Genomic DNA, 26840 nt, shown 5'->3' on the forward strand with positions numbered 1-26840 from the left:
TGATGAGCAGCCAGACTATCCACAGGGGCTTTCTACAGGGGCTTTCCACAGGCCGTTGGGCCAAGCGCCTGTGGATGGAATGCTCAGCCCAGAGACGACAACGCCCGCACAGGGCGGGCGTTGGCAGAGCAACTGACTTGTAATCAGTGGTACTGGAAACAGACGCATTGGACTCAGCGTAGGGTCACCCGCGCATAGCGCTTCTTTCCTGCCTGGATGACGTAGCTCTTGCCGGTATCGAGCATATGGTCCTTGGCAACCACCTCGCCATCGACCTTGACTCGCCCATTGCCCAGCATGTCCTTGGCCTGGGCGCTGTTGTTGGCCAGGCCCGAACGATTGAGTACGGCGGCAATGGGCGCCTGAGGACTCCCTTCGAAATCGACCTCGACTTCGGGCAGGTCCTCGGGCAACTCACCCTCCGCCAATTGATTGCCAGCCGATCGATGTGCATTGGCCGCGGCCTCTTCGCCGTGATAGCGAGCGATCAGCTCCCGGGCCAGGATCATTTTGATATCACGCGGGTTGGCGCCCTGCTCGGCATCGCGCTTGAGGCTCTCGATCTCTTCGTTGCTCTTCAGCGAGAGCAGCTCGAAGTAACGCCACATCAGGCTGTCGGGCATGGAAACCAGCTTGTTGAACATGGACCCGGGCGCCTCATCCACGCCCACATAGTTGCCCAGGGACTTGGACATCTTCTGCACGCCGTCGAGGCCCTCGAGCAACGGCATGGTGATAACGACCTGGGGCTCCATCCCGAAGTGCTTCTGGATCTCTCGTCCCATCAGCAGGTTGAACGTCTGGTCGGTGCCACCCATTTCCACGTCGGCCTTCAGCGCCACGGAGTCATAGCCTTGCACCAGCGGATAGAGGAACTCATGGATGGAGATCGGCTGACTCGACGAGTACCGCTTGTCGAAGTCGTCTCGCTCCAGCATGCGTGCCACGGTGCTCTGGCCGGCTAGCTCGATCATGTCGGCCGCGGTCATGGCGGAGAACCACTCCGAGTTGAAGCGCACCTCGGTCTTCTCGGGATCGAGGATCTTGAACACCTGTTCCTTGTAGGTCTGGGCGTTGGCGCGGACCTCCTCCTCGGTCAGCGGCTTGCGCGTGACATTCTTGCCGGTAGGGTCGCCGATGCGTCCGGTAAAGTCGCCGATGAGGAAGATGACTTCGTGCCCGAGCTCCTGAAACAGACGCATCTTGGTCAACAGCACGCTATGACCAAGGTGCAGGTCAGGGGCGGTGGGATCGAACCCCGCCTTGATACGCAGCTTGCGCCCGGACTCGAGCTTCTTGACCAGCTCGTCTTCGATCAGGATCTCGTGGGTGCCACGCTTCAGAAGCGCCAGCGCGCTCGCGACATCGGTCATCGTCTCCGACTCCACACAATACGGTTGCCAGGCCCTGCCCGCAGGGTCCATTGAATGGGGCAGAATGTTAGCATGACTTGGCGCCTCGCGGAGGGGGCTCAGCTACTGGAGTAGAGGAATGACACTGTTCATCGGCCTGATGTCCGGCACCAGTCTCGACGGCGTCGATGCCGCCCTGGTCGAAATCGACGACCACGGCACGGCGCACCTGCTCGCCACCCGGGCCGAGCCCATGCCAAACAGCCTACATGATTCGTTACTGGCACTCTGCCAGGCCGAGCGCGTGGAGTTTGCAGAGCTGGCTTCGGCCGAGCACGCGTTCTGCCACCTGCAAGCGACAGCCGTCAAACGGCTGCTGGCTGCCAACGACACGCCGCCCGAGGCTATCGCCGCCATCGGCAGCCACGGCCAGACCATCGAGCATGCCCCCTGGGGGCACGGCAGGGGGCATGAGGAGGCGCCTGCCTATACCCTGCAGCTGGACAACCCCAGCCTGCTGGCCGAACTGAGCGGTTGCACGGTGGTGGCGGACTTCCGCCGCCGCGACCTGGCCGCCGGCGGGCAGGCGGCGCCGCTGGCCCCCGCCTTTCATGACGCCCTGTTTCGTCGGCCGGGAGAGTGGCTGTTGGTGCTCAACCTGGGCGGTTTCGCCAATCTGACGCTGCTGCCACCGGCCGAGAGCGATGCCGAGGTCATCGGCTTCGATACCGGCCCCGCCAACGCCCTGATGGATGGCTGGCATGCGCGACATCGCGGCGGCCGCTTCGACCCGGATGGCGCCTGGGCCGCCTCGGGACGCGTCGACGAAGCCCTGCTGGAACGCTTGCTGGCCGAGCCCTTCTTCCATCGCCCGCCGCCGCGCAGCACCGGCCGCGAAGTCTTTCATCTCGACTGGCTGGCGCGTCATTTGACGGGAAGTGAAGCGCCCGCGGATGTGCAGGCCACGCTATCGGAGCTCACCGCCACCAGCGTCGCCCTCGGCATCGAAATGGCGCGCGAGCGGCTCCAGGCACCGTCGGCAGCAGCCCTGATTCCCTGCGGCGGCGGTGCCCACAACCCGGACCTGCTGACCCGTCTGGCCCGGCATCTGCCGGAGACTCCCCTGGTACCCAGCAGCGATTGGGGCTGGCCGGCCGACTGGCTGGAGGCGGGCGCCTTCGCCTGGCTCGCCTGGCGACGCCTGAAGGGCCTGCCCGGCAACCTGCCCAGCGTCACCGGCGCCGCCGGCCCGCGCATACTTGGCGGTGTCTATGCACCATAGCCAAGTACACACGATAGAAACGAAGCGCTGAAGCAATGCAGCGATTCTGGCAATGATTCAGTGCTTCCTTAAAAGTCATCCTCGTCGCGCAAGGACAACCGCTGGGCCGAGTCCTGCGCCTTGGCCAGCACGTCGCTGCCTTCATCCTCGTACTTGATCATCATGCGCAAGTTGTTGGCCGAGTCGGCGTGCACCAGTGCTACCTCTTCGGTGATCTGCCCAGCCGTGTAGAGCTCGTAGAGCGCCTGGTCGAAGGTCTGCATGCCGAGATCTCGGGAGCGAGCCATGACGTTCTTGATCTCGCCGACGTCGCCCTTGCGGATCAGGTCGGCAATCAGTGGCGAACGCAGCAGTATCTCAATGGCCGGGCAGCGCCCGCCATCACGGGTGGGCAGCAGCTGCTGGGCGACGATGGCGTGCAAGTTGAGCGACAGGTCGAGCCAGATCTGTTCGTGCCGTTCATGGGGAAAGAAGTGAATGATGCGATCCAGGGCCTGGTTGGCGTTATTGGCGTGCAGGGTCGCCAGGCACAGATGCCCGGTCTCGGCGAAGGTCAGCGCATGCTCCATGGTCTCGCGGGTGCGCACCTCGCCGATCAGGACCACATCCGGCGCCTGGCGCAGCGTATTCTTCAGTGCCACCTCGAAGGACTCGGTATCGATCCCGACCTCACGCTGGTTGATGATCGCCTTCTTGTGAGGATGCACGTACTCGATGGGATCCTCGACGCTGATGATATGGCCCCCCACCGTCTCGTTGCGCTGCTGGATCATCGACGCCAGGGTGGTCGACTTGCCGGTACCGGTCCCCCCGACCACGAACACCAGGCCACGCTTGAGATTGGCCAGCTCACCCAGCTGTGGCGGCAGGGAAAGCTCCTCGAGATGGGGGATGTCGAAGGCGATCCGCCGGATCACCATGGCCAGCTGACTGCGCTGCTGGAAGGCACTGACCCGGAAGCGGCCGAGCCCGGACAGGCTCAGGGCGAAGTTGGCTTCACGGTCGGTTTGAAAACGCTCCCGCAAACCTTCCGGCACCGCCGTATTGACCAGCTCACGCACCTGGGCCAATGAGAGGCGCTGGTCGCCCAGCGCGGTCAACTTGCCGGCGATCTTGATCGTGGGGGGAGCCTGCACCGAGATCAACAAGTCCGATGCTTCCTTCTGGGCCATGATGCCCAGCAGCTGCTCCAACCATTCTTGTGCTGTCATGTCCCTGCCCCCTTCTTACCTGGTCTGTTTCGGCGTTCATTCGATAGCGCCCGAGCATTCGGTAGCCATGAGCCATGCCCCTGCGCCAGCGAGTACTACGTCAGCATGCCCTTGGCCCGGGTCTGGGCCTCTTCGCGGGTCACGACATTGTCGGTGATGAGCTTGGCCAGGGCCGCATCCAGGGTCTGCATGCCCAGGTTGCCACTGGTCTGGATCGCCGAGTAGATCTGCGCCACCTTGTCCTCGCGAATCAGGTTGCGTACCGCCGCGTTGGCGATGAGGATCTCGTGGGCAGCCACGCGCCCGCCGCTCTGCCGCTTGAGCAGGGTCTGGGATATCACCGCCTGCAGCGACTCCGAGAGCATCGAGCGCACCATCGATTTTTCCTCGCCGGGAAAGACGTCGATGATACGGTCGATGGTCTTGGCGGCGGAGGTGGTGTGCAGGGTGCCGAATACCAGGTGACCGGTCTCGGCGGCGGTCAGCGCCAGCCGGATGGTTTCCAGGTCGCGCAGCTCGCCTACCAGGATCACGTCGGGATCCTCGCGCAGGGCGCTGCGCAAGGCCTGGGTGAAACCGTGGGTATCACGGTGCACCTCACGCTGATTGATCAGGCAGCGCTTGCTCCGGTGCACGAATTCCACCGGGTCTTCGATCGTGAGAATGTGGTCGTAACGGTGATCGTTGATATAGTCGATCATCGCAGCAAGCGTCGTGCTCTTGCCCGAGCCGGTGGGGCCGGTCACCAGTACCAGGCCACGGGGAAGCAGCGCCAGGCGGCGGAAGACGTCCCCCAGCCCCAGGTCGTCCATGGTCAGCACTTCACTGGGAATGGTGCGAAAGACCGCACCGGCGCCCCGCGCCTGGTTGAAGGCGTTGACACGAAAGCGAGCCACGCCCGGCACTTCGAAGGAGAAGTCGGTCTCGAAGAATTCCTCGTAGTCGCGGCGCTGGCGGTCGCCCATGATGTCGTAGATCAGCTTGCGGACTTCCCGGTCCTCCATCGCCGGCACATTGAGCCGGCGAATGTCGCCATCGACACGGATCATGGGCGGCAGACCGGCCGACAGATGCAGGTCGGAAGCGTTCTGCTTTGCCGAGAACGCCAGCAGTTCGGTAATATCCATGCGGTTCCCCTGCTCCCAGGTAAGGTTCGCTTCAGTATGCCAGACCTTTTGACATGAAGGACTTCAGGTGAGTAATACCACGAATTTCATTCTCGGTGACTCCCTGGCTGCAGCCCGAGCGCGGCTGGCCGATGCCCTGGCGGCAGCCGGACGCCAGGCCGATGACGCGCGCCTGCTGGCGGTCAGCAAGACCAAACCGGCCGCCATGATCCGCGAAGCCTGGGAGCAGGGGCAGCGGGACTTCGGTGAAAACTACGTTCAGGAAGCGCTCGCCAAGCAGATCGAGCTCGGCGACCTGGAAGGTATCGTTTGGCATTTCATCGGCCCCCTGCAATCCAACAAGACCCGGGAAGTGGCCGAGCACTTTGCCTGGGTACACAGCGTCGACCGTGAGAAGATTGCCCGGCGCCTGAACGATCAACGGCCCGAGGGATTGGCTCCGCTCGAGGTCTGCTTGCAGGTCAACGTCAGTGACGAAGGCAGCAAGTCGGGTGTCGCCTTCGACGAACTGGAAGGATTGGCGGAAGCGGTGCTCTCATTACCACGCCTGCGCCTGCGTGGGCTGATGGCCATTCCCGCCCCGGAAGAGGAGCCGTCGGCCCAGCGTGAGCCCTTCGCCCGGCTGCGTCAGGCACTGGACAGGCTCCGGGAACGCTTCCCCGATGCACCGCTGGATACCCTGTCGATGGGCATGAGCGCCGACCTGGAAGCCGCCGTAGCGGAAGGCGCCACCCTGGTACGATTGGGTACCGCCATCTTTGGCGAGCGGGACCGCACATCCTGAACACGAGACTAGTGCGTACCGGCCTTGAGCCGGTCGCTTCATGACGAAAAAGGACAGATCGCAATGGCCAGCAGAGTCACCTTCATCGGCGCCGGCAACATGGCCAGCGCTATCATTGGCGGGATGATCGATAGTGGGCACCCGGCCACCGGCATTACCGCCACCTCACCCAGCGATGCCTTCCTGGCGCCAATCCATGAGCGCTACGGCATCCGTACCAATACCGATAATGCCGCTGCGGTACGCGACGCTGACGTGGTGGTGCTGGCCGTCAAACCCCAGGTCATGAGGGAAGTCTGCGAGGGGTTGCGCGACACCCTGCAGCGGCAGCGCCCGCTGATCGTCTCTGTGGCCGCCGGCATTGACGCCGCCACCCTGCAAACCTGGCTAGGAGAGGGGCTGCCGGTGATCCGCTGCATGCCCAATACGCCTTCTTTGGTCGGCGCCGGCGCCGCCGGGCTGTTTGCCACCCCAGAAGTCAGTGCCGAGCAGCGCACGCAGGCCGGCGAGCTGCTCGAAGCCGTGGGGCTGGTAGAATGGGTCGAGGAAGAGGCCCTGCTGGATGCGGTCACGGCCGTATCCGGCAGTGGGCCCGCCTATTTCTTCCTGATGTTCGAGGCCATGGAAGAGGCCGGGGTGAAACTGGGGTTACCCGCCGAGACCGCTCGCCGCCTGGCGATTCAGACCGCACTGGGTGCGGCCCGCATGGCCCAGGAGAGCGAACTCACCCCGGCGCGGCTCAAGCGCAACGTGATGTCACCTGGCGGCACCACCGAGCGTGCGGTAGAACACCTCGAGCAAGCGGGCCTGCGCGGCATGATGGTCGCCGCCATGGACGCCTGCGCCAGCCGCGCCCGCGAGATGGGCGACGAATTCGCACAGCGCTAGCGCTTAGAGGCCGCCTCAACACGCGGCGGCCTCCCCCGACACGAGAGAAAGGAGCCGAACATGGGAAATGCTGGCCTGTTGCTGGTCAACACCCTGATCAATATCTACTTGTTTCTGATGATGCTGCGCTTTCTGCTGCAGGCATCACAGGCCGACTACTACAACCCCATCAGCCAGTCGGTCGTGAAGATCACCCAGCCGGTGGTGCGCCCCTTCCAGAGTTTTCTGGGCCCGGTAATGGGACGCTTCGACCTGGCGACCCTGGCCGCTGCCTTCGTACTCAAGGCAATCAGCATCGTGGTGATCCTGCAGATCGCCGGCTTCGGCATGCCACCGATAGCCAACGTCGCCATCGGTGCGGTTGCCGCCATTGCCAATGCGATCCTCAAGATCTACTTCTTCGCCCTGATCGTGATGATCATCCTCAGCTGGGTAGCCCCCAACGCCAGTCATCCCGGCGCGCTGCTGGTCATGCAGCTGGTAGAGCCGATCATGGCGCCGGTGCGCAAGGTTATCCCGCCGCTGGGCATGATCGACCTGTCGCCAATTGTGGTCTTCATCGCCATCAGCCTCATCGATGGTATCGTGGTTGGCGCCCTGACCCGTGCCGCCGGCATCGCCGGAGCCCTGGTCGGCCTGTAAGCCCATGCCGACTCGTACAGGAACTCAACGACTGGACACAGAACAACAGATGCCCGAGTTTCCCGCCGACTCGGTCGGACTGGTGACGCCACAGACGGCGCACTTCGACGACCCCCTGGACCTGGCCTGCGGCAAGACGCTGCCGGCCTACGACCTCGTCTACGAAACCTACGGCACGCTCAACGCCGAGCGAACCAATGCGGTGCTGATCTGCCATGCGCTTTCGGGCCACCACCATGCCGCGGGGTTCCACGAAGCCGATGATCGCAAGCCGGGCTGGTGGGATGCCCATATCGGCCCGGGCAAGTCCATCGACACCAACCATTTCTTCGTAGTGTCGCTGAACAACCTGGGAGGCTGCCACGGCAGTACCGGGCCAGTCAGCGAAAATCCGGCCACCGGGCGCCAGTGGGGTCCCGACTTTCCGATGATGACGGTGGGTGATTGGGTCCACAGCCAGGCACGCCTGGCCGACCGCCTGGGCATCGAACGCTTCGCCGCCGTGATCGGCGGCAGCCTGGGCGGCATGCAGGTACTGCAATGGGCCCTGTCCTACCCCGAGCGTATCGCCAATGCCGCGGTCATTGCCGCCACCCCCAAGCTGTCGGCCCAGAACATCGCCTTCAATGAAGTGGCCCGACAAGCCATTCGCTCCGACCCCGACTTCCACGACGGCTGGTACAACGAGCACGGCAAGGTCCCCCGTCGCGGCCTCAAGCTGGCGCGCATGGTGGGACACATCACCTACCTGTCGGAAGATGCCATGGGTAGCAAGTTCGGCCGCGACCTGCGCAGCGAGGATCTCAACTTCGGCTATGGCGTGGAGTTCCAGGTAGAGTCCTATCTGCGACATCAGGGCGATACCTTCTCGAGCTCCTTCGATGCCAACACCTATCTGCTGATGACCAAGGCCCTGGACTATTTCGACCCGGCCGCGGTACACGGCGGTGTCCTGGCCAAGGCGGTGAAGCCGGCGCGGTGCCCCTTCCTGGTCGTCAGCTTTACCAGCGACTGGCGCTTCCCCCCCTCCCGCTCCCGTGAGCTGGCCAACGCCCTGATCCGGGCCGGCAAGTCGGTGAGCTACGTGAACATCGCCTCCCCCCACGGCCATGATGCTTTTCTCCTGCCGGAGCCCCGCTATCAGGCCGTTTTCGCCGCCTTCATGTCACGCGCGGCCCGGGAGCTGGGCCTGGAGGAGCGCTCATGATGCGAGCCGACCTGGAACTGATTCACCGCTGGATCCCCCAGGGGGCGCACATCCTCGACCTGGCCTGCGGCGACGGCACTCTGCTCGAGGCCCTGGCGCGCGACAAGGCGGTCACCGGCTATGGCCTGGAGATCGACCCGGCGGGCATCACCGCCTGCATCGACAAGGGCGTCAGCGTCATCGAGCAGAACCTCGACGAGGGCTTGATGAATTTCGAGGACGACACCTACGACCTGGTGGTCATGACCCAGGCGCTACAGGCATTGCGTCGCCCGGACCGTATGCTCGACGAGATGCTGCGGGTCGCCGACGAGTGCATCATCACTTTCCCTAATTTCGCCTACTGGCGCCATCGGGTGCATCTCGGCATACGTGGCTACATGCCGGTCTCCAAGTCGCTGCCCCATGCCTGGTACGACACCCCCAACATCCACCTGTCGACCTTTAACGACTTCGAGCACCTGTGTCGCGAAAAGGGGCTCGCGATCACCGACAGGGCGGTGGGAATAGGCGACCATGAAGGGCACTGGACCTCGCGTCTCTGGCCCAATCTGTTCGGTGAGATCGCCATCTTCCGAATCAGCCGACAGCAGGCCGAGGCCACCACCAGGACGACGGTCAAGACGTAGCAACGAGAGATGACAGTCGAGTCAAAAGTCGAGAGACGCAATGCAAGACGAGGGAGCTATCGATGATGCATCGTGCCAAGCTGTGCCGCCTGTTCGCCACCCTGCTCCTGTTCTGTCTGGCCCTGCCACTTCAGGCGCAACAGTTCGAGCGGGTCGGCAACTACCAGATCCACTACAGCGCCGTCAGCACCAGCTTCCTCAGCGCGGACGTGGCCGCCGAGCATGGCATCCAGCGCAGCCCGGCCATGGCGCTGGTCAATGTCAGCGTGCTGGAGGAGCGCGAGGATGGCACCACCCGAACGGTGAACGCCCCCGTCAGCGGAACGGTCGGCTCGGTTGGCGACAGCTCACCCGCGTCGCTCTCCTTTCGTTCGCTACGCACCGGTGACAGCGTATCGCAGATTGCGGTCTTTCGAATCATCGAGGACGAGCCCATGCGCTTCGACCTCGAGGTCCGCCACGACCGCAACGAGGCGCCAGCCGACATCGGCTTCATCCAGCGCTTCACCATAGACCGATGAGCCGTCTCCGGCTGGCCCACCAGTCCGAGCTCGACACCACCTCGGCGCTGGGTATACGCCTGCCTGATGGCCGCGAGGCGCTGCTGGTAAAGGTCCACGGGCGCATCAGTGCCTTCGTCAACCGCTGCCCCCATCAGGGAGTCACCCTGCACGCGGAGCCGAACGTCTTTCTCGAAGCGGGTGGGGAGCTGATCCAGTGCGCCATGCACGGCGCCCTGTTCCTGCCTGAAACCGGCGAGTGCGTCTTCGGCCCCTGCCAGGGGCGCCACCTGGAGCCGGTGGGGGTATCAGTCGACGCCGAGGGCAATATCCAACTGGCGGGTGAGTGACACGGGTAACGCTTCGGCCAGCCGGATCGTGCGTGGCACCCCGTCGAGGCTGTCGATTCGGCAGCCGTGGGCCATTATCTCGACGCCGCGTTGTGCCGCCTCCCCCAGTGCCAGCGCATAGGCAGGATCGAGGTGTGCGGCCGCGGCCACGTCAACGATGCCGCTATGGGCCACACAGAACAGCAGCACCGCCCGATGCCCCTGCGCCGCGAGGTCGCCCAGCACTTCCAGATGGCGTCGCCCCCGCTCGCTCACCGCATCGGGAAAATAGCCATGGCCATCGCTCTCCCTGAGGGTGACCTGCTTGACCTCGACGAAGGCGGTTTCCCGCTTCGGATCGTCAAGGCGAAAATCGAGCCGGCTCGCCCCTTGCCCTGGCTCGGCCAATATCTTCGCCTCGCGCTTCAGCGAGGCATAGCCCGCCAGGGCAGCCACCTGCCCTCCGAGCAACGCCTCTTCGACGATACGGTTGGCCCGCCCGGTATGCACCGACGCTAACGCCAGGCTGCCGTCAGGCTGGGGCAACTCGATCAGTTCCCAGGTCCAGTCCAGCTTGCGCGCCGGGTTGTCGCTGGGTGCCAGCCAGACGCGGCAGCCCGGCACGTTCACCGCCCGCATGGAGCCGGTATTGGGACAGTGCGCGACCACGTCGCGCCCGTCGGCGAGGCGCACATCGGCCAGGAAACGTTTATAGCGGCGCAGCAGGGTGCCGGGCACCAGCCGAGGATACTCCATGGAACAACCTCCGATTCATTGCTGCGCCCGCTACGCTTGGCGCGCCAGGAAGCGCTCGAGCCGGGCCACGGCCTCCTCGAGGCGTGCGATGCCGGTGGTGAAGGCGATGCGCACGTGATACTCGCCCCCCGTCAACGCGAAATCGATGCCCGGCGTGATCGCCACGTTCTCCTCCTCGAGCAGCTGTCGGCAAAAGGCCTGACTGTCGCGACTATAGCGGGAAATATCCAGCCACAGATAGAAGGCACCCTGGGGCGGCAGCGAGGGTGCCAGCCCCAGCCGGGCAAGGCCTGCCAGCAGCGCATCGCGGCGCTGTCCCAGCTCGGCACGGCGCGTCTCGAGGATATCGCGGCACTCGGGGGTGAAGGCGGCCAGCGCCGCGTGCTGGGCCGGGGTGGAAGCCGCCAGGAACACGTTCTGGGCCAGCCGGGTGAGCGGCTCCACTGCTGCTTCGGGTGCCAGCAGCCAGCCCAGGCGCCAGCCGGTCATGCCGAAGTACTTGGAGAAGCTGTTGACCACGAAGGCATCGGGGGTGATCGCGGCCACCGACAGCGGCGCGATGTCGTAGCAGAGCCCCTGGTAGATCTCGTCCACCAGCAGCTCGCCACCGCGGGCCGCCACGCTATCGGCAACCGAAGAAAGCTGTGCCCCATCGAGCATATGCCCGGTCGGGTTGGAGGGGGTGGCCAGCATCGCCAGGCGGGTGTCGTCGCGCCAGTGCCGCTCGACCAGCGCCGCATCCAGCTGCCAGACGCTTTCGGGGCCCACCGGCACGGCGTCCACCTCGGCGCCTGCCAGGGCCATGAAGTGGCGATTGCAGGGATAATTGGGGTCGGCCATCAGCACCCGGTCGCCCGGACCTGCCAGCAGCTGACTGGCCAGCAGAAGTGCTCCCGACGCGCCCGGTGTGACCAGAATCCGCGACGGGTCGACCGAGGCCCCGAAGTGCTGGGCGTAGTGCCCGGCGATCGCTTCGCGCAGCGCCGGCAGCCCCGCTGCCGGGGTATAGCGGGTATGCCCCGCCACCAGCGCCTGCTGTCCGGCGGCGAGCACCGGTTCCGGCGTGGCAAAGTCGGGCTCCCCCACCTCCAGGTGAATGACATCGTGCCCGGCTGCCTCTCGGGCCTGAGCGATTTCCAGTAGGCTCATCACACGAAAAGGGGCAACACGATCGACCCGCGCATTCCACGGCATGGCAGACTCCCAATGACATTTACGGGCCTGTGCGAGGAACCTTTCGCCGCCAGGCTTTCCAAGGTAGATTCTATCTTTTTTCATGACCGTCGCGCAGGCCGCTTCCTCGCCAACGTTGCGAAGGTCGCTATTGCAAAGGCGGCGATTTTCCGCTAAACAAGCATGCCTTTGGCGTGAGATACCTTGCAATGCATCGGAGCGGGTATTGATCAGCAGTCACTAAAGTTAAAGAGGCAATCCCATGCCAGTAGCAGACAAGAGAACGGAAGCGCCCAAGAAATTCACCCCGTACGAGCCGGCATCGGGTGAAGAGTACATGAACGAGCAACAGCTGGAGCACTTCCGACAGATCCTGCTGGGCTGGAAACAGGAGCTCATGGAAGAGGTGGACCGCACCGTGCGCCATCTACAGGAAGAGGCGAACAATTACGCCGATCCGGCCGATCGCGCCACTCAGGAAGAGGGCTTCAGTCTCGAACTGCGCACGCGGGACCGGGAGCGCAAGCTGCTCAAGAAGATCAATGAGACCCTCGACAAGATCGACGAGGACGACTATGGCTTCTGTGAGGCCTGCGGCGTCGAGATCGGTATCCGCCGCCTTGAAGCTCGGCCGACCGCGACACTGTGCGTGGACTGCAAGACCCTGGCCGAGCTCAAGGAAAAACAGCTCGGCGGCTGATGCCCCTTCAGTGAGCGTCATTTCGCTTCGCGACGGGCACCGCTGGGTGCCCGTTTGCATGTCGGCCACCGCTGCCTGGAGCCAGCCATGACCGGCTACCGCGGCCGCTTCGCCCCTACACCATCCGGCGCGCTGCACTTCGGCTCGCTGATAGCCGCTCTGGCCAGTTTTCTCGATGCTCGCCGGGCGGGCGGTCATTGGCTGCTTCGCATCGAGGACATCGACCCGCCACGCTGCCCCCCCGGGGCCGCCGACACCATCCTGCGCCAGCTCGAGGCCTTCGGCCTGCACTGGGATGGCCCGGTCCGCTGGCAACACGGCCGAGACGAGGCCTACGAGGCCGCCCTCGAACGCCTGAGGTCGCAGGGCCTCGCCTACCCCTGCAGCTGTTCCCGCAAGCAGTGGCGCGACTTACCGATCTACCCCGGCTGGTGTCGCCATGGCGTGCGGGAACCCGGCAAGCCGCTGGCATGGCGGCTGCGTAGTGACAAGGGGCTGCGTCCGGTCACGTGGCAGGATAGGCTGTTCGGTACCCAGCGCTTCGATCCGGTCGAGCTGGGTGACGTGGTACTCAAGCGCAAGGATGAGCTTTGGGCCTACCAGCTCGCCGTGGTGATCGATGACGCCGACCAGGGCATCACCGACGTGGTCCGTGGCTTCGACCTGCTCGACAATACGCCCTGGCAACGCCAGCTGCAGCATGCCCTGGGCCTGACCGAACCACGCTACCTGCATCTGCCGCTGGTCATGAACCGCGATGGCCAGAAGCTCTCCAAGCAGAACCTGGCCCCGGCGCTCCCCGAGGAGGAGAGGGCGGTACGCCCGCTGCTGCATCGTGCCCTGGCAATGCTGGACCAGGCACCGCCCGAGACACTGGCCCTGGCGCCAGCCGCCGAACAGCTCGACTGGGCCATTGCCCACTGGGACGTGGATCGCATCCGACCCGAGGCCGCCCGGCCGGCCGCTGCTGCCGACATGGCAGCCACCTACCCACCCTGATCGAGGAGCATGCCGTGTACGTCTATCGCATCATGCTGCTGCTGGTATTCGGGGGCTACCTGCTGTCGCCGCTGCTGATGAGTGGCTGGTCCAGCCCGGGGGTGGCCTGGTACCGCCCCTTCGTCATCTGGGGAATACTGATCGCGCTGACGCTATGGCTGGAGCAGAAGAGGAAGCTGGATGAACAATAGCCTGGCCAGCGTCTTCGCCCTTGGCACCGGCTATCTACTGCTGATGTTCCTGTGTGCCCTGGCCGTGGAACGCGGCTGGATCGGGCGACACATTACCCGCCACCCCGCCGTCTATACCCTGGCACTGGGAGTGTATGCCAGCGCCTGGGCGATCTATGGCAGCCTGGAGCTCGCCGCCAGCGAAGGCTACGGCTATCTCGCCTACTACCTGGGCGTGGCCGGGGCCTTCCTGTTGGCGCCGGTCCTGCTGGTCCCCATCCAGCGCATGACCCACACTTACCAGCTCTCCTCCCTGGCTGACCTCTTTGCCTTCCGCTTTCGCTCGCGCTGGGTGGGCACCCTGATAACGATCATCAGCCTGCTGGCGGTGCTGCCCCTACTGGCACTGCAGGTACAGACCCTGGGCGATGCCATCTACCTGATGACAGGCGCCGCCTCGCCCGCCTTGCTGGCGCTGGCCTTCAGTTCACTGATCGCCCTGTTCGCGATGCTCTTCGGTACACGCCATCGGCACCAGCATGCACGTCACGACACGCTACTGGCCGTCATCGCCTTTACCTCGATCATCAAGCTCGGCGCCATGTTGGCCCTGGGTGGCTTTGCGCTGTTCGTCGTCTTCGATGGCCCCGCCGACCTTCAGCTCTGGCTGGACGGCCCCGGGCAGGCGTATCAGGCAGGCGTCGCGCAGCCCGACCCGGCCCATTGGCGCACGCTGCTGCTGCTGTTCTTCGCCGCGGCACTGTTGATGCCGCATATCTTTCATATCACCTTTGCCGAGACGCTCTCGCGCCATACCCTGCTCCAGGCCAGCTGGTCCCTGCCGCTGTTTCTGCTGCTGATGGCGATACCGGTGCCGCTGATCCTGTGGGCCGGCCAGCGACTGGGAAGCGACCAGCTGATCGGCTCCGCCTACCTGGCCTTCGGGTTATCGGACGCGTTCTGGGTGCAGGCGCTGGCCTTCATTGCCGGCCTCGCTGCCACCAGCGCAACCATGGTGATCATCGCCCTGGCGCTGTCGGGGATGATCCTCAACCATGTCCTGCTGGTCGCCCATCCCCCCGAAGCCCAACCCAACCTCTATCGCTGGCTACGCTGGCTGCGCCGCGGACTGATTGCCGCGGTGATCCTCAGCGGGTGGCTCTTCTACCGTACCGTCGGGGTGAATCACGACTTGACCACCCTGGGGCTCGCCGCCTTTGTCGGCATGGCACAGTGCCTGCCGGGGCTGCTCGCCCTGCTCTACTGGCCGGGAGCCAACCGCAAGGGCATGGTGTCGGGGCTGAGCATCGGCACGCTGATCTGGCTGGTCGGGCTGTGGCTGCCGCTGCTCACCGACCTGCCCGCCCTGGTCCTGATACCGCCAGGGCTGGAAATGCTCGCCGGCGAGCCTGAATGGTACGTCGTGACCCTGGTCTCGCTGGCCGCCAATATCCTGATCCTGATCATCGTCTCACTGGCCACCCCCACCTCTCCGGGCGAGCGTGCCGCCGCCGAGGCCTGCTCGGTGGATGCCGTGATCCGCCCCAAGCGCCTTCCTCTGCTGGCCTCCAGCGGCGAGGAGTTCAAGCAGCCCCTCGCCCGGGCGCTCGGCGACGACGTCGCCGAACGGGAGGTGGAGCGCGCCCTGACAGACCTGGGGCTCTCCCCCCTGGATGGCCGGCCCTACGCGCTGCGCCGACTGCGTGACCGGATCCAGGCCAACCTCTCCGGCCTCATGGGACCCTCGGTGGCCCAGGACATCGTCGACCGCTACCTGCCCTACCGACACGGCGGCCAGGAGCCCACCGACGACATCCACTTTGTCGAGAGTCGCCTGGAGGCCTATCGCTCGCGGCTTACCGGGCTGGCCCGGGAGCTGGATGGACTTCGTCGCTACCATCGCCGCATCCTGACCCGGCTACCGGTGGGGCTGTGCGCCTTCGGCGTCGACGACGAACTCCTGATGTGGAACGACGCCCTGACCGAGCTCTCCGGCATCGACGGCAATAGCGTGATAGGCGCCCGCCGTGATGGTCTCCCCGCGCCCTGGGGAGCCCTGTTGAGCCGGGCCGAGCAGGAGGATCATCTCTACAAGCAGACGGTTGAACTGGAGGGCGGCACCCGCTACCTGACCCTGCACCGTGCCGAACTCAAGGCAGACGACGACGTCCGCGGCGGCACCGTGATCCTGATCGAGGACCACAGCGAGATGAAGTGGCTGGAGGACGAGCTGGTCCATGCGGCACGCCTCGCCTCCATCGGCCAGCTTGCCGCCGGGGTGGCCCATGAAATCGGCAACCCCATCACCGGCATCTCGTCGCTGGCCCAGAACCTGCGCTATGACACCAGCGACCCCGACGTACTGGAAACTGCCGCCCAGATACAGCAGCTGACCGATCGCGTCTCGCGTATCGTCGGCTCGCTGGTGGGCTTTGCCCACGGCGGCCGCCATATCGGCGGCACCGGGTTCACGCCAGTCTCCATCGCTGCCGTCACCGACGAGGCATTGCACTTGCTACAGCTGGCACGCTCGGGCGAGGATGTCAGGTACCATAACCTCTGTCCCGCCGAACTGGAGACGTTCGGCGATGCCCAGCGGCTACAGCAGGTGATGATCAACCTGCTGAGCAATGCCCGCGACGCCAGCGAGCCAGGCGGCAATATCGTCATTGCCGCGGAGCCGGAGGGCAGTCAGTTGAAGGTGACCGTCACCGACGAGGGCGAAGGGCTCGATGCCAGAGTCCGAGATCACCTGTTCGAGCCATTCACGACCACCAAACCGCCCGGTGAAGGTACCGGCCTGGGCCTGCCACTGGTCTACAGCATCATTGCCGAGCATCATGGCAGAATCGAAATCGAGTCACCGCCCCCCGGGCATGAACGCGGCACCCGCATCTGCCTGTGGCTGCCCACCCAACGACAGGAGGGTGAAGAGACGGATGAGCAGGATTCTGATCGTTGAAGACGAGGCCATCATTCGCACCGCACTGCGCCGGCTGCTTGAGCGCCATGACTATCGCGTCAGTGAGGCCGGCTCGGTCGATGAGGCGCTCGCCCTGGAGCCTCGGCACTTCGACCTGGTGATCAGCGACCTCCGGCTGCCCGGCGAGCCGGGAACCACCCTCATCGCCAGCGCCGCACCGGTGCCCGTGCTGATCATGACCAGCTATGCCAGCATGCGCTCGGCGGTCGAGGCCCTCAAGGAAGGCGCCGTCGACTACGTGGCCAAGCCCTTCGACCATGACGAACTGCTCGAGACCGTTTCCCGGGTGCTGCACCAGCAGTCCTCGCACCGCTCCCCGCCACCCGACATCACCGATGCGGGCGGCTCTCGCCAGCAGATGATCGGCGAGTGTCAGGCCATGCAGGCCGTCTACACCCGGATTCGCAAGACCGCTCCCGCGGATGTCACGGTGCTGATCCAGGGCGAGTCGGGAACCGGCAAGGAGCTGGTGGCGCGGGCCATCCACCAGCAGAGCAAACGCGTCTCGGCGGCGCTGATCTGCGTCAACTGTGCCGCCATTCCCGAAACGCTGATCGAATCGGAGCTTTTCGGGCATGAAAAAGGCGCCTTCACCGGCGCCAGCGCCGCCCGCACCGGATTGGTGGAGGCCGCGGACGGCGGCACCCTGTTTCTCGACGAGATCGGCGAGCTGCCCCTGGATGCCCAGGCGCGCCTGCTGCGGGTGCTGCAGGAAGGTGAGATCCGCCGTATCGGCTCGGTGGAGACCCGCCATGTCGATGTGCGCCTGATCGCCGCCACCCATCGAGACCTGCGGGCCCTGTCGAAGACCGGCGAGTTTCGCCTCGACCTCTACTATCGCCTCAACGTGATGCAGATCGACCTGCCACCGCTGCGCGATAGGGACGACGATGTTCTGACCATCGCCGATGTGCTGCTGGAGAAGGCGTGTCGCCGGCATGAGCGTGGCGGCCTGCGCCTTTCCCGTGCGGCACGGCGGGAAATCAGCGACTACCCATGGCCAGGGAACGTTCGCGAGCTGGAGAACGCCCTGGAGCGCGGCGTGATCCTTGCCGAGGGCCATCTGATCCATCCCGACGACCTGGGACTCAAGCCTGGGCTGCCAGCCTCACCCCGCCACCCCCCCGAACCGATGCCGCGAGCCATCGAGCCGGTCGAGAGTGAACAGGACGAGAATGGCGATGACCTTTCCCTTGAGGATTACTTCCAGCACTTCGTGCTCGAGCATCAGGATCAGATGAGCGAGACAGAGCTCGCCCAGAAGCTGGGGATCAGTCGCAAGTGCCTGTGGGAGCGCCGCCAGCGCCTGGGAATTCCGCGCAAGAAGCAGGCCAGGCGCAGCAGTGCCTGATCCGCCTGGGCCGGCGCTCCAGGATCATGCTGTCCATCACCGATGGTAGACCCCCGCGGGTCGTCTACGACTATTGTCCAAGCGCCGATGGCACACGCCATTGGCGCTTTTTTCATGATTTCCGGGGCGTTTTGCACCATGTGTTACCTTCCCACCCAAAACCTGCCCCGATATGGCCCAGGATGGGTAACACCTGCGAGGCGACTCCGAGCCCCTCACTCCACGGATCAACGTAGATGACTGTTTTTCAATGGTAATAAACAGCATGGCATGTCGCGTGCAATATCCTCGGGTAAGAAAAACAACATCCGGCTGTCACCCGCGCCAACAACAAAACCAAGGCGGCCAGGCGAGACAGAGCCCGCACCAACAACAATAATGCGGGTTGTGAAACGATGCGGAAGCGGGAGCAACAAGAATAACCTCATCCCGACATGCTCCGCCCTTCGATGCCTTCAACAACAGCAACAATATGTGCTCGAAGCACCGGATCCCAGGACGCGACGCGCTCACACGGCTGCCAACAAGAACAACGGCCTGAGAAGCGCACCTTCGGCAACAACATCAACAAGCCGAAGGTAGGCATCTTCATGATGCCGTCGTGGTTGGATTATTGTTTTGAATACGAGGCGGTCGCAACCAGGAACATCAACAATCACAACAACATTGCTTGCCTGTGAACTCTTGGTGACTGTGGTGCGTATTCAAGGCGATGTGCCATCACGAAGAAGAAACAGCCGCACGGACGCAGCATTTTCAGCTTGTCAGAGGAGGCCAATCGGCCTCCTCTTTTGCTGTTTGGACGGCAAAGCGATTCGGCTCACCGCTTTGCAAGGTGTCGCTGGTCGACTACACTCAACAACTTTCGCAAACTGCGAGTCGAAATCGCCGCATGTTCAAAGGATTTACCCGCTTTCTGCAGAGCCCTGGCGAGCATCTCAGGTCACTCTTCGGCCCCGACGATGCCGCCGCCGGCGAACAGGCCGGCCCGCGGATCATTCCCCGTAGCGAGCACCCCGTGTCGCGCCAGCACTTCAACGAGTCGGCGCTCAAGGTACTCTACCGCCTGCACAATGCCGGCTATGAGGCCTATCTGGTCGGTGGCTGCATTCGTGATTCGCTCCTGGGCAGGATGCCCAAGGACTTCGATGTCGCCACCGATGCCACGCCGGAGCAGGTCCGCGAGCTGTTCCGCAACTCGCGGATCATCGGCCGCCGTTTTCGCATCGTGCACGTGCGCTTCGGCCGCGAAGTGATCGAGGTCACCACCTTCCGGGGCAGACCCAACGACGACCATGGCGACCACCTCGCCCAGCAGTCGGAACACGGCCTGCTGCTGCGGGACAATGTCTGGGGCAATATCCAGGAGGATGCCCTGCGCCGCGACTTCACCGTCAATGCGCTCTACTACAGCATCGCCGACTTCTCGATTCACGACTTCGCCAACGGGGCGCGCGACATCGAGTCCCGCACCCTGCGCTTGATCGGCGACCCGACGACACGCTACCGCGAGGATCCGGTGCGCATGCTGCGCGCCATCCGCTTTGCCGCCAAGCTCGACTTCCATATCGCCCCTGGCTCCGAAGCACCGATCCACGAGCAGGCCCACCTGCTGCTGCAGATCCCCCCCGCCCGGCTATTCGACGAGATACTCAAGCTGTTCATGGCCGGCCATGGGGTCGAAACCTTCCGCATGCTGCGCCACTACGGCCTGTTCCCCATGCTGTTTCCCGAGACAGACGAAGCCATGGCCCAGCTCCCCTGGACAGAAGGTCTGATCGAGGCGGCCCTGGCCAGCACCGACAAGCGTATCCGCGAAGAGCGTCCGGTAACGCCGGCCTTCCTGTTTGCGGCATTGCTGTGGGGGCCTGTACAGCTGCGTCAGGCGGCGCTGGAGGAAGAGGGCATGCCACCCATCCCCGCCCTGCAGTTGGGCTCTCAGCAGGTGCTGTCGCGCCAGCTGCAGCACATCTCGATCCCCAAGCGCTTCAGCATGCCAATGCGAGACATCTGGGACCTGCAGCAACGCCTACCCCAGCGTCGCGGCAAGCGCGCACTGCAGACCCGCGAACACCCGCGCTTTCGCGCCGCCTACGACTTCCTGCTGTTGCGGGAAGAAGCCGGAGAACTCGAACCCGGACTCGGCGCCTGGTGGACCGCCTACCAGGAAGCCGACGAGCACGAGCAACAGCGCCTGCTGGAAAAGGCCGGCGGCAACGCCACGCCGGGCGATCGTCCCAAGCGCCGCCGTCCACGCAAGCGCCGCCGGCGCAGCTCACCTCCCGATACACCGTGACACCGCTGGTCGACGTCTACGTGGGACTCGGCAGCAACCTTGACGAGCCCGAAGCGCAAATCGCCCAGGCCCTTGAGGCGCTCGACGAACTGCCGTTGACCCATCGACTCGCTGCATCGAGCCTGTATGTCAGCCGCCCCCTCGGCCCTCAGGACCAGCCCGATTTCGTCAATGCCGTGGCCCACTTGGCAACCCGGCTCTCGCCGCTGGCGCTGCTCGATCAGCTACAGGCGCTGGAGCAGCGCCATCGCCGCGTCCGCCGACGTCACTGGGGGCCCCGCACCCTCGACCTGGACCTGCTATTGTTCGGAAGACAGGTCATCGTGACACCGCGGCTACGCGTGCCCCACCCCGAGATGAGTGCGCGCGCCTTCGTCATGGTCCCCCTCGCCGAGCTGGCGCCGGCTCTGAGCCTGCCGGATGGCCGAGGCGTCACCGCACTGGCCGCGTCGCTGGCGTCACCCGACCTGATCCGAGTGTTACCAGAATCCTCGGGGTAGGTGTTACCTATCGACACCACGGCCGCATTCTGGTAACAATCACGCGCAGTGTAAGGCGGCGCGGTGAACGCCTGCCGGCCCGAAGACAACACGAGAGCACGCCATGAAAACCGTCACCCTGAGCTCGCTGCAGGCTCACAAGCGCGCAGGCGAAACCTTCAGCTGCCTGACGGCCTATGATGCCTCCTTCGCCAGGAGCGCCTCCGAGGCCGGCATCGAGGTGCTGCTGGTCGGTGATTCCCTGGGCATGGTCCTGCAGGGACATGCCAGCACACTTCCAGTCACCCTGGACGATATCTGCTACCACACCCGCTGCGTGGCACGCGGTAAGGGTCAGAGCCTGCTGATGGTCGACCTGCCTTTCATGAGCAACTCCAGTCAGGAGCGGCTGCTGGAAGACGCCGGTGCGCTGATGCGAGCCGGTGCCGAGCTGGTCAAGGTGGAAGGTGAAGCCTGGATGGCCGACGGCATTCGTGAGCTGACGCGGCGAGGGGTGCCCATCTGCGCCCACCTGGGACTGACGCCCCAGACCGTCTATCAGCTCGGTGGCTACAAGGTGCAGGGCCGCGACGCCGAACGCGCCACGCAGATCCTCGAGGATGCCCGCACCCTCGTGGCAGCCGGCGCCTCGGTGATCTTGCTGGAATGCGTACCGGCCAGCCTCGGCCGCGCCATCACCGAGGCGCTGGACGTGCCGGTCATCGGCATCGGTGCCGGCCCCGACACCGACGGCCAGATACTGGTGATGCATGACGTGCTGGGCGTGACCCACGGCCGCGTGCCGCGCTTCGTCAAGAACTTCATGACGGAGGCCGATGATATCCCGGGCGCCTTCCGTCGTTATCACGAGGACGTCAAGGCGCGGCGGTTCCCGGCCGAGGAACACTGCTTCTAGTGACGCTCGTGACCTCCTGGAGCCCCTGATGCGTACCCTGAGAGACATTCCTGCGCTGCGCGAGACCCTCGGCGAGTACCGCCAACGCGGCCAGCGTATCGCCCTGGTACCGACCATGGGCAACCTGCACGCCGGGCATCTTGCCCTGGTGGAAGCCGCACGCCGCCACGGTGACGTGGTGGTGGCGACGATCTTCGTCAACCCGCTCCAGTTCGGCCCCAGCGAGGACCTCGATGCCTACCCTCGCACGCTGGCCGACGATCAGGACAAGCTCGCGCAGGCCGGCTGCGACCTGCTGTTTACCCCCGATACGGCAATGCTCTACCCACGCGGCCTGGACGGCCAGACCCGGGTCTGCGTGCCAGCCGTCAGCGAAGGGCTCTGTGGCGGCGCAAGGCCCGGTCACTTCGACGGCGTCTCCACCGTGGTGAGCATCCTGTTCAACCTGGTGCAGCCCGACACGGCCTGCTTCGGTGAAAAGGACTACCAGCAGCTGGCGGTGATTCGCAAGCTGGTGGAAGACCTGCATTTCCCCATCGAGATCGTCGGCGTACCCATCGTCCGCGCCGACGATGGCCTGGCGCTCTCCTCACGCAACGGCTACCTCGACCCCGACCAGCGCGCCACCGCGCCGTCGCTCTACCGGACGCTCTGCGAGCTGCGCAACGCGCTGGAGGCCGGTGAGCCAATTGCCACCAGCCTGGAAACGGGCCTGGCCCGGCTGCGGGAGAGCGGCTTCGAGCCTGACTACCTGGAGCTGCGCGACGCCGACCTGGCAGCGGTGACCGCCACCACCCGCGACGCCGTGCTGCTGGCCGCCGCCCGGCTGGGCCCGACGCGTCTGATCGACAACCTGACCCTGACCCTGCCGCGCTGACGCGGCGCTCGACCTGCACCCCGTGCACCGTATCCCGGAGGAAGCTGCTTCCATGTACACCATCATGCTCAAGGCCAAGCTCCACATGGCCCGCGTCACCCATGCCGTGCTCAACTATGAGGGCTCCTGTGCCATCGACGGCGAGCTGCTGGACCTGTCCGGCATCCGCGAGAACGAGCAGATCCAGATCTACAACGTGGAGAACGGTCAGCGCTTCACCACCTACGCCATCCGCGCCGAGGAAGGCTCCCAGGTGATCTCCATCAACGGCGCCGCCGCCCACCTGGCCGGCCCCGGCGACCGGGTGATCATCTGCAGCTACGCCCACTACAGCGATGCCGAGCTGGACAATCACCAGCCTGCGCTGGTCTATCTGAAGGAAGGCAACGACGTCAGCCACACCAGCAACGCCATACCCGTTCAGCTCGCCTGAGGAACCCCCGTACCCTCCGCGGCCTGTTCCTCGGCTACGCGTCCATGGGGATCGGCACGGGACAGGGGGGATCGCTGACGAATTTCACCCCATTGAAGCATTGCCGCAGCGCACAAGCGTCGCCTATGCTGACAGAGCTATCGTCCGCGACTGACTTCAGGAGAGTTTCCTATGCAAGATGTGGTGATCGTTGCCGCCCGCCGTACCGCCGTGGGGGCCTTCGGTGGCTCTCTGGCCGGCATTCCCGCCAGTGATCTGGGCGCCCTGGTGATCAAGGACATTCTCGCCAGCACCGGCGTTTCCGGCGACCAGGTCGATGAAGTGCTCCTGGGTCAAGTCCTGACCGCCGGCGTGGGCCAGAACCCCGCTCGCCAGGCCGCCATCAAGGCCGGCCTGCCCGACACCGTACCCGCCATGACCATCAACAAGGTCTGCGGCTCGGGCCTCAAGGCCCTGCATCTGGCCACCCAGGCCATCCGCTGTGGCGACGCGGAGCTGATTCTCGCCGGCGGCCAGGAAAACATGTCGGCATCCCCGCACGTGCTGCCGAATTCGCGCAACGGCCAGCGCATGGGCGACTGGAAGGCCATCGACACCATGGTCCACGACGGTCTGTGGGACGCCTTCAATAACTATCACATGGGTATTACCGCCGAGAACCTGGCGGAGAAGTACGAGATCACCCGCGAGCAGATGGACGAATTCGCTGCGGCTTCCCAGCAGAAGGCCGCGGCCGCCATTCGTGAGGGCAAGTTCAAGAGCCAGATCGTGCCGGTGGAGATTCCCCAGCGCAAGGGCGACCCGGTGGTCTTCGACACCGATGAGAATCCGCGTGAAGTGAGCGCCGACAAGCTCGGCGGCATGCGTCCGGCCTTCAAGAAGGACGGCACCATCACCGCCGGTAACGCCTCCTCGCTCAACGACGGCGCCGCCGTGGTGATGATCTGCTCCGCCGAGAAAGCCAAGCAGCTGGGCCTGGAGCCGCTCGCCCGTATCGCCGCCTACGCCAACGCCGGCGTCGATCCGGCCATCATGGGCATCGGTCCGGCGCCGGCCACTCGCCGCTGCCTGGAGAAGGCAGGCTGGTCGCTGGATGACCTCGACCTGGTCGAGGCCAACGAAGCCTTCGCCGCCCAGGCCCTCTCGGTCAACAAGGAGCTGGGCTGGGATGTCTCAAAGGTCAACGTCAACGGCGGGGCCATTGCCCTTGGTCACCCGATTGGTGCGTCCGGCTGCCGCGTGTTTGTGACCCTGCTGCACGAGATGATCGCCCGCGACGCCAAGAAGGGCCTGGCGACCCTGTGTATCGGCGGCGGGCAAGGCGTGGCACTTGCGATTGAACGATAAGGGCACGGCCCGGGGGCAGGCCTTGGCGGAGGTCTGATGCCATGGGTGAGGAGCACTGCTCCGAACGGGCTGGCCATGGATGGCCAGCACCGGACTGCAAGCAAAGCAGGGCATCGGTAGCGCCCAGGGAAAGGTTCACAGCGCCTCCGCGATAGTCTGTCACCTGGCAAGCCGCAGCAACTAAACGAAACCGCCCCCATGGCCAGGCCATGGGGGCGGTTTTCGTTGAAGCCCTGGCTGTCTCAGGCGACAGGTTCGGCTTCCGCCGCTTCGAAGGCGGCCTTCTCTTCCGGGGTGATCTCCTTGATGGAGAGCTTCACCCGGTTGCGGTTGTCGATGTCGAGCACCTTGACGATGACTTCGTCGCCCTCGTTGAGGAAGTCTCGCACGTCGTTGACACGCTCGGGCACGATCTGCGAGATGTGCACCAGGCCGTCGGTTCCCGGCATGATGTTGATGAAGGCACCGAAGTCGGCGATACGCACCACCTTGCCGCGGTAGAGTTTGCCGATTTCCGCCTCGGCGGTAATCGCCAGCACGGTATCGATGGCCTTCTTGGCCGCGGCCTTGTCCTCGGCGTAGATACGCACGGTACCGTCGTCGTCGAGATCGATGGAGGCGCCGGTGTCTTCGCAGATCTTGCGAATGGTGGCACCGCCCTTGCCGATGACGTCACGGATCTTGTCCGGATCGATCTTGATGGTCGCCATGGAGGGGGCGTTTTCGGACACCTCGGCACGGCTCTGAGCGATCACATCATTCATCTGCTGGAGGATATGCAGGCGAGCCTGGTTGGCCTGCTGCAGGGCCACCTCCATGATCTCCTCATTGATGCCCTCGATCTTGATGTCCATCTGCAGGGCGGTCACACCCTCGGCGCTACCGGCCACCTTGAAGTCCATGTCGCCGAGGTGATCCTCATCACCCAGGATATCGGTCAGCACGGCGAAACCGTCGGCATCCTTGACCAGGCCCATGGCGATACCCGCCACCGGTGCCTTCATCGGTACGCCGGCGTCCATCAGCGCCAGCGAGGAGCCGCACACGGACGCCATTGAGCTGGAGCCGTTGGACTCGGTGATCTCGGAGACCACCCGGATGGTATAGGGGAAGTCCTCGGACGTGGGCAGCATCGCCTCGATACTGCGACGCGCCAGGCGTCCGTGGCCGATTTCGCGACGCTTGGGCCCGCCCATGAAGCCGGCCTCACCGACGCAATAGGGAGGGAAGTTGTAGTGCAGCATGAAGCGATCCTTGCGCTCCCCTTCCAGCGACTCGATCAGCTGGGCATCGCGCAGGGTGCCCAGGGTGGCGATGACGATCGCCTGGGTCTCACCGCGGGTGAAGATCGACGAACCGTGGGTCTTGGGCAGGCTACCCACTTCGATATTCAACGGACGCACGGTCTTCTGGTCGCGGCCGTCGATGCGTGGCTCGCCCTTGACCACACGAGAGCGCACCACACGCTTCTCCAGCGCGGCGAAGGCACCCTTGACTTCGTCTGCGTCGAACTTGCCTTCCTCTTCACCGGCCAGCTGCTCGACGGCCGCGGCCTTGAGTGCCGACAAGGCGTCCTGCCGGGCCATCTTGTCGGTGACACGATAGGCCTCGCCCACCTTGGCTTCGAAGCCCTGTGCAATGGCCTCCTTGAGGGGCGTGTTCTCGGCGGGGGGCTGCCAGTCCCACTTCGGCTTGCCGGCCTCGACGGTCAGCTCCTTGATGGCCTCGATGGCGACCTGCATCTCCTGGTGGCCATACAGCACGGCGCCCAGCATTTCGTCCTCGAGCAGCTCCTTGGCCTCGGACTCGACCATCAGCACCGCTTTCTCGGTACCGGCGACGACCATGTTCAGCTCGGAGTTGGCAAGCTCTTCCACGGTGGGATTGAGAAAATACCCTTTCTCCTCGTCGAAGCCCACCCGCGCGGCACCCAGGGGGCCGTTGAACGGTACGCCGGCGATGCACAGCGCCGCGGAGGTGCCGAGCATGGCGGCAATGTCCGGATCATGGTTGCGGTCGGTGGAGAGCACGGTACAGATCACCTGTACCTCGTTCATGAAGCCCTTGGGGAACAGCGGGCGGATCGGGCGATCGATCAGGCGAGAAGTGAGGGTCTCCTTCTCGGTGGGACGCCCCTCGCGCTTGAAGAAGCCGCCGGGGATCTTGCCGACCGCGTAGGTTTTCTCTTGATAGAACACCGCCAGGGGGAAGAAGTCCTGCCCTGGCTTGAGCTCTTTCTTGGCAACGACGGTGCACAGCACCACGGTGTCGTCCATGGTGACCAACACGGCACCGCTGGCCTGGCGGGCGATGCGCCCGGTTTCCAGGGTGACGGTGCTGCGACCGTACTGAAATGTTTTCTTGACCGGATTCACGGCGACTTCCTTCAACGTTACTTTTCTGTGTTTG

At 64.6% G+C, this 26840-nt stretch carries 25 protein-coding genes; 19 read left to right on the forward strand and 6 right to left on the reverse strand.

Annotation, left to right across the window (positions count from 1 at the left end; translation table 11 throughout):
- Positions 1-173: 173 nt before the first annotated feature.
- Entirely contained in the window at positions 174-1373 is a 1200-nt protein-coding gene (gene tyrS, locus DU505_RS05370) for a tyrosine--tRNA ligase (protein ID WP_114477979.1), read from the reverse strand.
- 118 nt (positions 1374-1491) lie between these two features.
- Here tyrS and DU505_RS05375 point away from each other — a divergent pair, with 118 nt between their 5' ends.
- The gene (locus DU505_RS05375) at positions 1492-2634 is read left to right on the forward strand and encodes an anhydro-N-acetylmuramic acid kinase (RefSeq protein WP_114477980.1); all 1143 of its coding nucleotides are present in this window, start codon (positions 1492-1494) and stop codon (positions 2632-2634) included.
- Positions 2635-2702: 68 nt separating this feature from the next.
- Here the strand turns inward: DU505_RS05375 and DU505_RS05380 are convergent, their stop codons facing one another.
- Complete coding sequence (locus tag DU505_RS05380; RefSeq protein ID WP_114477981.1) at positions 2703-3845, reverse strand: PilT/PilU family type 4a pilus ATPase; 1143 nt, start codon at positions 3843-3845, stop codon at positions 2703-2705.
- A gap of 95 nt (positions 3846-3940) precedes the next feature.
- A complete protein-coding gene (locus tag DU505_RS05385) occupies positions 3941-4972 on the reverse strand; it encodes a type IV pilus twitching motility protein PilT (protein WP_114477982.1) in 1032 nt (343 codons plus the stop codon).
- Positions 4973-5039: 67 nt separating this feature from the next.
- On the opposite strand from DU505_RS05385, the gene DU505_RS05390 reads away from it, so the two are divergent.
- The 7 genes from DU505_RS05390 to DU505_RS05420 all read left to right on the forward strand — a co-directional run bounded on the left by DU505_RS05390 (position 5040) and on the right by DU505_RS05420 (position 9972).
- Positions 5040-5756 (forward strand): YggS family pyridoxal phosphate-dependent enzyme, encoded by a 717-nt coding sequence (locus DU505_RS05390; protein WP_114477983.1) that lies wholly within the window; start codon positions 5040-5042, stop codon positions 5754-5756.
- A gap of 63 nt (positions 5757-5819) precedes the next feature.
- The gene (gene proC, locus DU505_RS05395; protein ID WP_114477984.1) at positions 5820-6644 is read left to right on the forward strand and encodes a pyrroline-5-carboxylate reductase; all 825 of its coding nucleotides are present in this window, start codon (positions 5820-5822) and stop codon (positions 6642-6644) included.
- Between the two features lie 60 nt (positions 6645-6704).
- Positions 6705-7286: a YggT family protein gene (locus DU505_RS05400; protein WP_114477985.1), complete on the forward strand. Its 582-nt coding sequence runs from the start codon at positions 6705-6707 to the stop codon at positions 7284-7286.
- Between the two features lie 49 nt (positions 7287-7335).
- The gene (gene metX / locus DU505_RS05405) at positions 7336-8493 is read left to right on the forward strand and encodes a homoserine O-succinyltransferase MetX (RefSeq protein WP_114477986.1); all 1158 of its coding nucleotides are present in this window, start codon (positions 7336-7338) and stop codon (positions 8491-8493) included.
- Positions 8493-9122, forward strand: a complete 630-nt coding sequence (metW, locus tag DU505_RS05410; protein WP_114478257.1) for a methionine biosynthesis protein MetW — start codon at positions 8493-8495, stop codon at positions 9120-9122. Before metX ends, metW begins: the two co-directional genes overlap by 1 nt.
- Before the next feature lie 62 nt (positions 9123-9184).
- Positions 9185-9643, forward strand: a complete 459-nt coding sequence (locus tag DU505_RS05415; protein WP_245947781.1) for a DUF4426 domain-containing protein — start codon at positions 9185-9187, stop codon at positions 9641-9643.
- Positions 9640-9972 (forward strand): Rieske (2Fe-2S) protein, encoded by a 333-nt coding sequence (locus tag DU505_RS05420; RefSeq protein ID WP_114477987.1) that lies wholly within the window; start codon positions 9640-9642, stop codon positions 9970-9972. Before DU505_RS05415 ends, DU505_RS05420 begins: the two co-directional genes overlap by 4 nt.
- On the opposite strand, the gene sfsA is transcribed toward DU505_RS05420, so the two are convergent.
- Together sfsA and DU505_RS05430 are read right to left on the reverse strand one after the other, a co-directional pair.
- Positions 9931-10707 (reverse strand): DNA/RNA nuclease SfsA, encoded by a 777-nt coding sequence (sfsA, locus tag DU505_RS05425; protein ID WP_114477988.1) that lies wholly within the window; start codon positions 10705-10707, stop codon positions 9931-9933. The genes DU505_RS05420 and sfsA overlap by 42 nt on opposite strands.
- Positions 10708-10737: 30 nt before the next feature.
- Positions 10738-11901 carry a pyridoxal phosphate-dependent aminotransferase gene (locus DU505_RS05430; protein ID WP_114477989.1) on the reverse strand — a complete coding sequence of 388 codons (1164 nt, stop codon included), beginning with the start codon at positions 11899-11901 and terminating at the stop codon, positions 10738-10740.
- A 241-nt stretch (positions 11902-12142) separates the two neighbouring features.
- Here DU505_RS05430 and dksA point away from each other — a divergent pair, with 241 nt between their 5' ends.
- From dksA to DU505_RS05480, 11 genes are all read left to right on the forward strand, one after another.
- On the forward strand, positions 12143-12580 hold the full coding sequence (gene dksA, locus DU505_RS05435; protein ID WP_114477990.1) for an RNA polymerase-binding protein DksA: 438 nt from the start codon (positions 12143-12145) through the stop codon (positions 12578-12580).
- An 87-nt stretch (positions 12581-12667) separates the two neighbouring features.
- Positions 12668-13579 carry a tRNA glutamyl-Q(34) synthetase GluQRS gene (gene gluQRS, locus DU505_RS05440; protein ID WP_114477991.1) on the forward strand — a complete coding sequence of 304 codons (912 nt, stop codon included), beginning with the start codon at positions 12668-12670 and terminating at the stop codon, positions 13577-13579.
- A 14-nt stretch (positions 13580-13593) separates the two neighbouring features.
- On the forward strand, positions 13594-13770 hold the full coding sequence (locus DU505_RS22490; RefSeq protein WP_043517015.1) for a hypothetical protein: 177 nt from the start codon (positions 13594-13596) through the stop codon (positions 13768-13770).
- Positions 13760-16711 (forward strand): ATP-binding protein, encoded by a 2952-nt coding sequence (locus DU505_RS05445; RefSeq protein WP_114477992.1) that lies wholly within the window; start codon positions 13760-13762, stop codon positions 16709-16711. The genes DU505_RS22490 and DU505_RS05445 overlap by 11 nt, the downstream gene beginning before the upstream one ends.
- Positions 16689-18083 carry a sigma-54-dependent transcriptional regulator gene (locus DU505_RS05450; protein ID WP_114477993.1) on the forward strand — a complete coding sequence of 465 codons (1395 nt, stop codon included), beginning with the start codon at positions 16689-16691 and terminating at the stop codon, positions 18081-18083. Before DU505_RS05445 ends, DU505_RS05450 begins: the two co-directional genes overlap by 23 nt.
- Before the next feature lie 892 nt (positions 18084-18975).
- Positions 18976-20379 carry a polynucleotide adenylyltransferase PcnB gene (gene pcnB / locus DU505_RS05455; protein ID WP_114477994.1) on the forward strand — a complete coding sequence of 468 codons (1404 nt, stop codon included), beginning with the start codon at positions 18976-18978 and terminating at the stop codon, positions 20377-20379.
- Positions 20376-20879 carry a 2-amino-4-hydroxy-6-hydroxymethyldihydropteridine diphosphokinase gene (gene folK, locus DU505_RS05460; protein WP_114477995.1) on the forward strand — a complete coding sequence of 168 codons (504 nt, stop codon included), beginning with the start codon at positions 20376-20378 and terminating at the stop codon, positions 20877-20879. Before pcnB ends, folK begins: the two co-directional genes overlap by 4 nt.
- A 103-nt stretch (positions 20880-20982) precedes the next feature.
- Positions 20983-21774, forward strand: coding sequence for a 3-methyl-2-oxobutanoate hydroxymethyltransferase (gene panB / locus DU505_RS05465; protein WP_114477996.1), 792 nt, complete (start codon positions 20983-20985; stop codon positions 21772-21774).
- 28 nt (positions 21775-21802) lie between these two features.
- Complete coding sequence (gene panC, locus DU505_RS05470; RefSeq protein ID WP_114477997.1) at positions 21803-22651, forward strand: pantoate--beta-alanine ligase; 849 nt, start codon at positions 21803-21805, stop codon at positions 22649-22651.
- A 52-nt stretch (positions 22652-22703) separates the two neighbouring features.
- Positions 22704-23084, forward strand: a complete 381-nt coding sequence (gene panD, locus DU505_RS05475; protein ID WP_114477998.1) for an aspartate 1-decarboxylase — start codon at positions 22704-22706, stop codon at positions 23082-23084.
- A gap of 171 nt (positions 23085-23255) precedes the next feature.
- Positions 23256-24431 carry an acetyl-CoA C-acetyltransferase gene (locus DU505_RS05480; protein WP_114477999.1) on the forward strand — a complete coding sequence of 392 codons (1176 nt, stop codon included), beginning with the start codon at positions 23256-23258 and terminating at the stop codon, positions 24429-24431.
- 242 nt (positions 24432-24673) lie between these two features.
- Here the strand turns inward: DU505_RS05480 and pnp are convergent, their stop codons facing one another.
- Positions 24674-26806, reverse strand: coding sequence for a polyribonucleotide nucleotidyltransferase (gene pnp / locus DU505_RS05485; protein ID WP_181872737.1), 2133 nt, complete (start codon positions 26804-26806; stop codon positions 24674-24676).
- Between the last annotated feature and the right edge of the window lie 34 nt (positions 26807-26840).

Origin of the sequence: Billgrantia montanilacus (assembly GCF_003336675.1) — a bacterium.
Classification (GTDB): Bacteria; Pseudomonadota; Gammaproteobacteria; order Pseudomonadales; family Halomonadaceae; genus Halomonas; species Halomonas montanilacus.

Bases quoted from the DNA above. Each gene is read 5' to 3' on its own strand.
- tyrS (WP_114477979.1), bottom strand. From the start codon at position 1,373: ATGACCGATGTCGCGAGCGCGCTGGCGCTTCTGAAGCGTGGCACCCAC.
- DU505_RS05375 (WP_114477980.1), top strand. From the start codon at position 1,492: ATGACACTGTTCATCGGCCTGATGTCCGGCACCAGTCTCGACGGCGTC.
- DU505_RS05380 (WP_114477981.1), bottom strand. From the start codon at position 3,845: ATGACAGCACAAGAATGGTTGGAGCAGCTGCTGGGCATCATGGCCCAG.
- DU505_RS05385 (WP_114477982.1), bottom strand. From the start codon at position 4,972: ATGGATATTACCGAACTGCTGGCGTTCTCGGCAAAGCAGAACGCTTCC.
- proC (WP_114477984.1), top strand. From the start codon at position 5,820: ATGGCCAGCAGAGTCACCTTCATCGGCGCCGGCAACATGGCCAGCGCT.
- DU505_RS05400 (WP_114477985.1), top strand. From the start codon at position 6,705: ATGGGAAATGCTGGCCTGTTGCTGGTCAACACCCTGATCAATATCTAC.
- metX (WP_114477986.1), top strand. From the start codon at position 7,336: ATGCCCGAGTTTCCCGCCGACTCGGTCGGACTGGTGACGCCACAGACG.
- metW (WP_114478257.1), top strand. From the start codon at position 8,493: ATGCGAGCCGACCTGGAACTGATTCACCGCTGGATCCCCCAGGGGGCG.
- DU505_RS05415 (WP_245947781.1), top strand. From the start codon at position 9,185: ATGATGCATCGTGCCAAGCTGTGCCGCCTGTTCGCCACCCTGCTCCTG.
- DU505_RS05420 (WP_114477987.1), top strand. From the start codon at position 9,640: ATGAGCCGTCTCCGGCTGGCCCACCAGTCCGAGCTCGACACCACCTCG.
- sfsA (WP_114477988.1), bottom strand. From the start codon at position 10,707: ATGGAGTATCCTCGGCTGGTGCCCGGCACCCTGCTGCGCCGCTATAAA.
- DU505_RS05430 (WP_114477989.1), bottom strand. From the start codon at position 11,901: ATGCCGTGGAATGCGCGGGTCGATCGTGTTGCCCCTTTTCGTGTGATG.
- dksA (WP_114477990.1), top strand. From the start codon at position 12,143: ATGCCAGTAGCAGACAAGAGAACGGAAGCGCCCAAGAAATTCACCCCG.
- gluQRS (WP_114477991.1), top strand. From the start codon at position 12,668: ATGACCGGCTACCGCGGCCGCTTCGCCCCTACACCATCCGGCGCGCTG.
- DU505_RS05445 (WP_114477992.1), top strand. From the start codon at position 13,760: ATGAACAATAGCCTGGCCAGCGTCTTCGCCCTTGGCACCGGCTATCTA.
- DU505_RS05450 (WP_114477993.1), top strand. From the start codon at position 16,689: ATGAGCAGGATTCTGATCGTTGAAGACGAGGCCATCATTCGCACCGCA.
- pcnB (WP_114477994.1), top strand. From the start codon at position 18,976: ATGTTCAAAGGATTTACCCGCTTTCTGCAGAGCCCTGGCGAGCATCTC.
- panB (WP_114477996.1), top strand. From the start codon at position 20,983: ATGAAAACCGTCACCCTGAGCTCGCTGCAGGCTCACAAGCGCGCAGGC.
- panC (WP_114477997.1), top strand. From the start codon at position 21,803: ATGCGTACCCTGAGAGACATTCCTGCGCTGCGCGAGACCCTCGGCGAG.
- panD (WP_114477998.1), top strand. From the start codon at position 22,704: ATGTACACCATCATGCTCAAGGCCAAGCTCCACATGGCCCGCGTCACC.
- DU505_RS05480 (WP_114477999.1), top strand. From the start codon at position 23,256: ATGCAAGATGTGGTGATCGTTGCCGCCCGCCGTACCGCCGTGGGGGCC.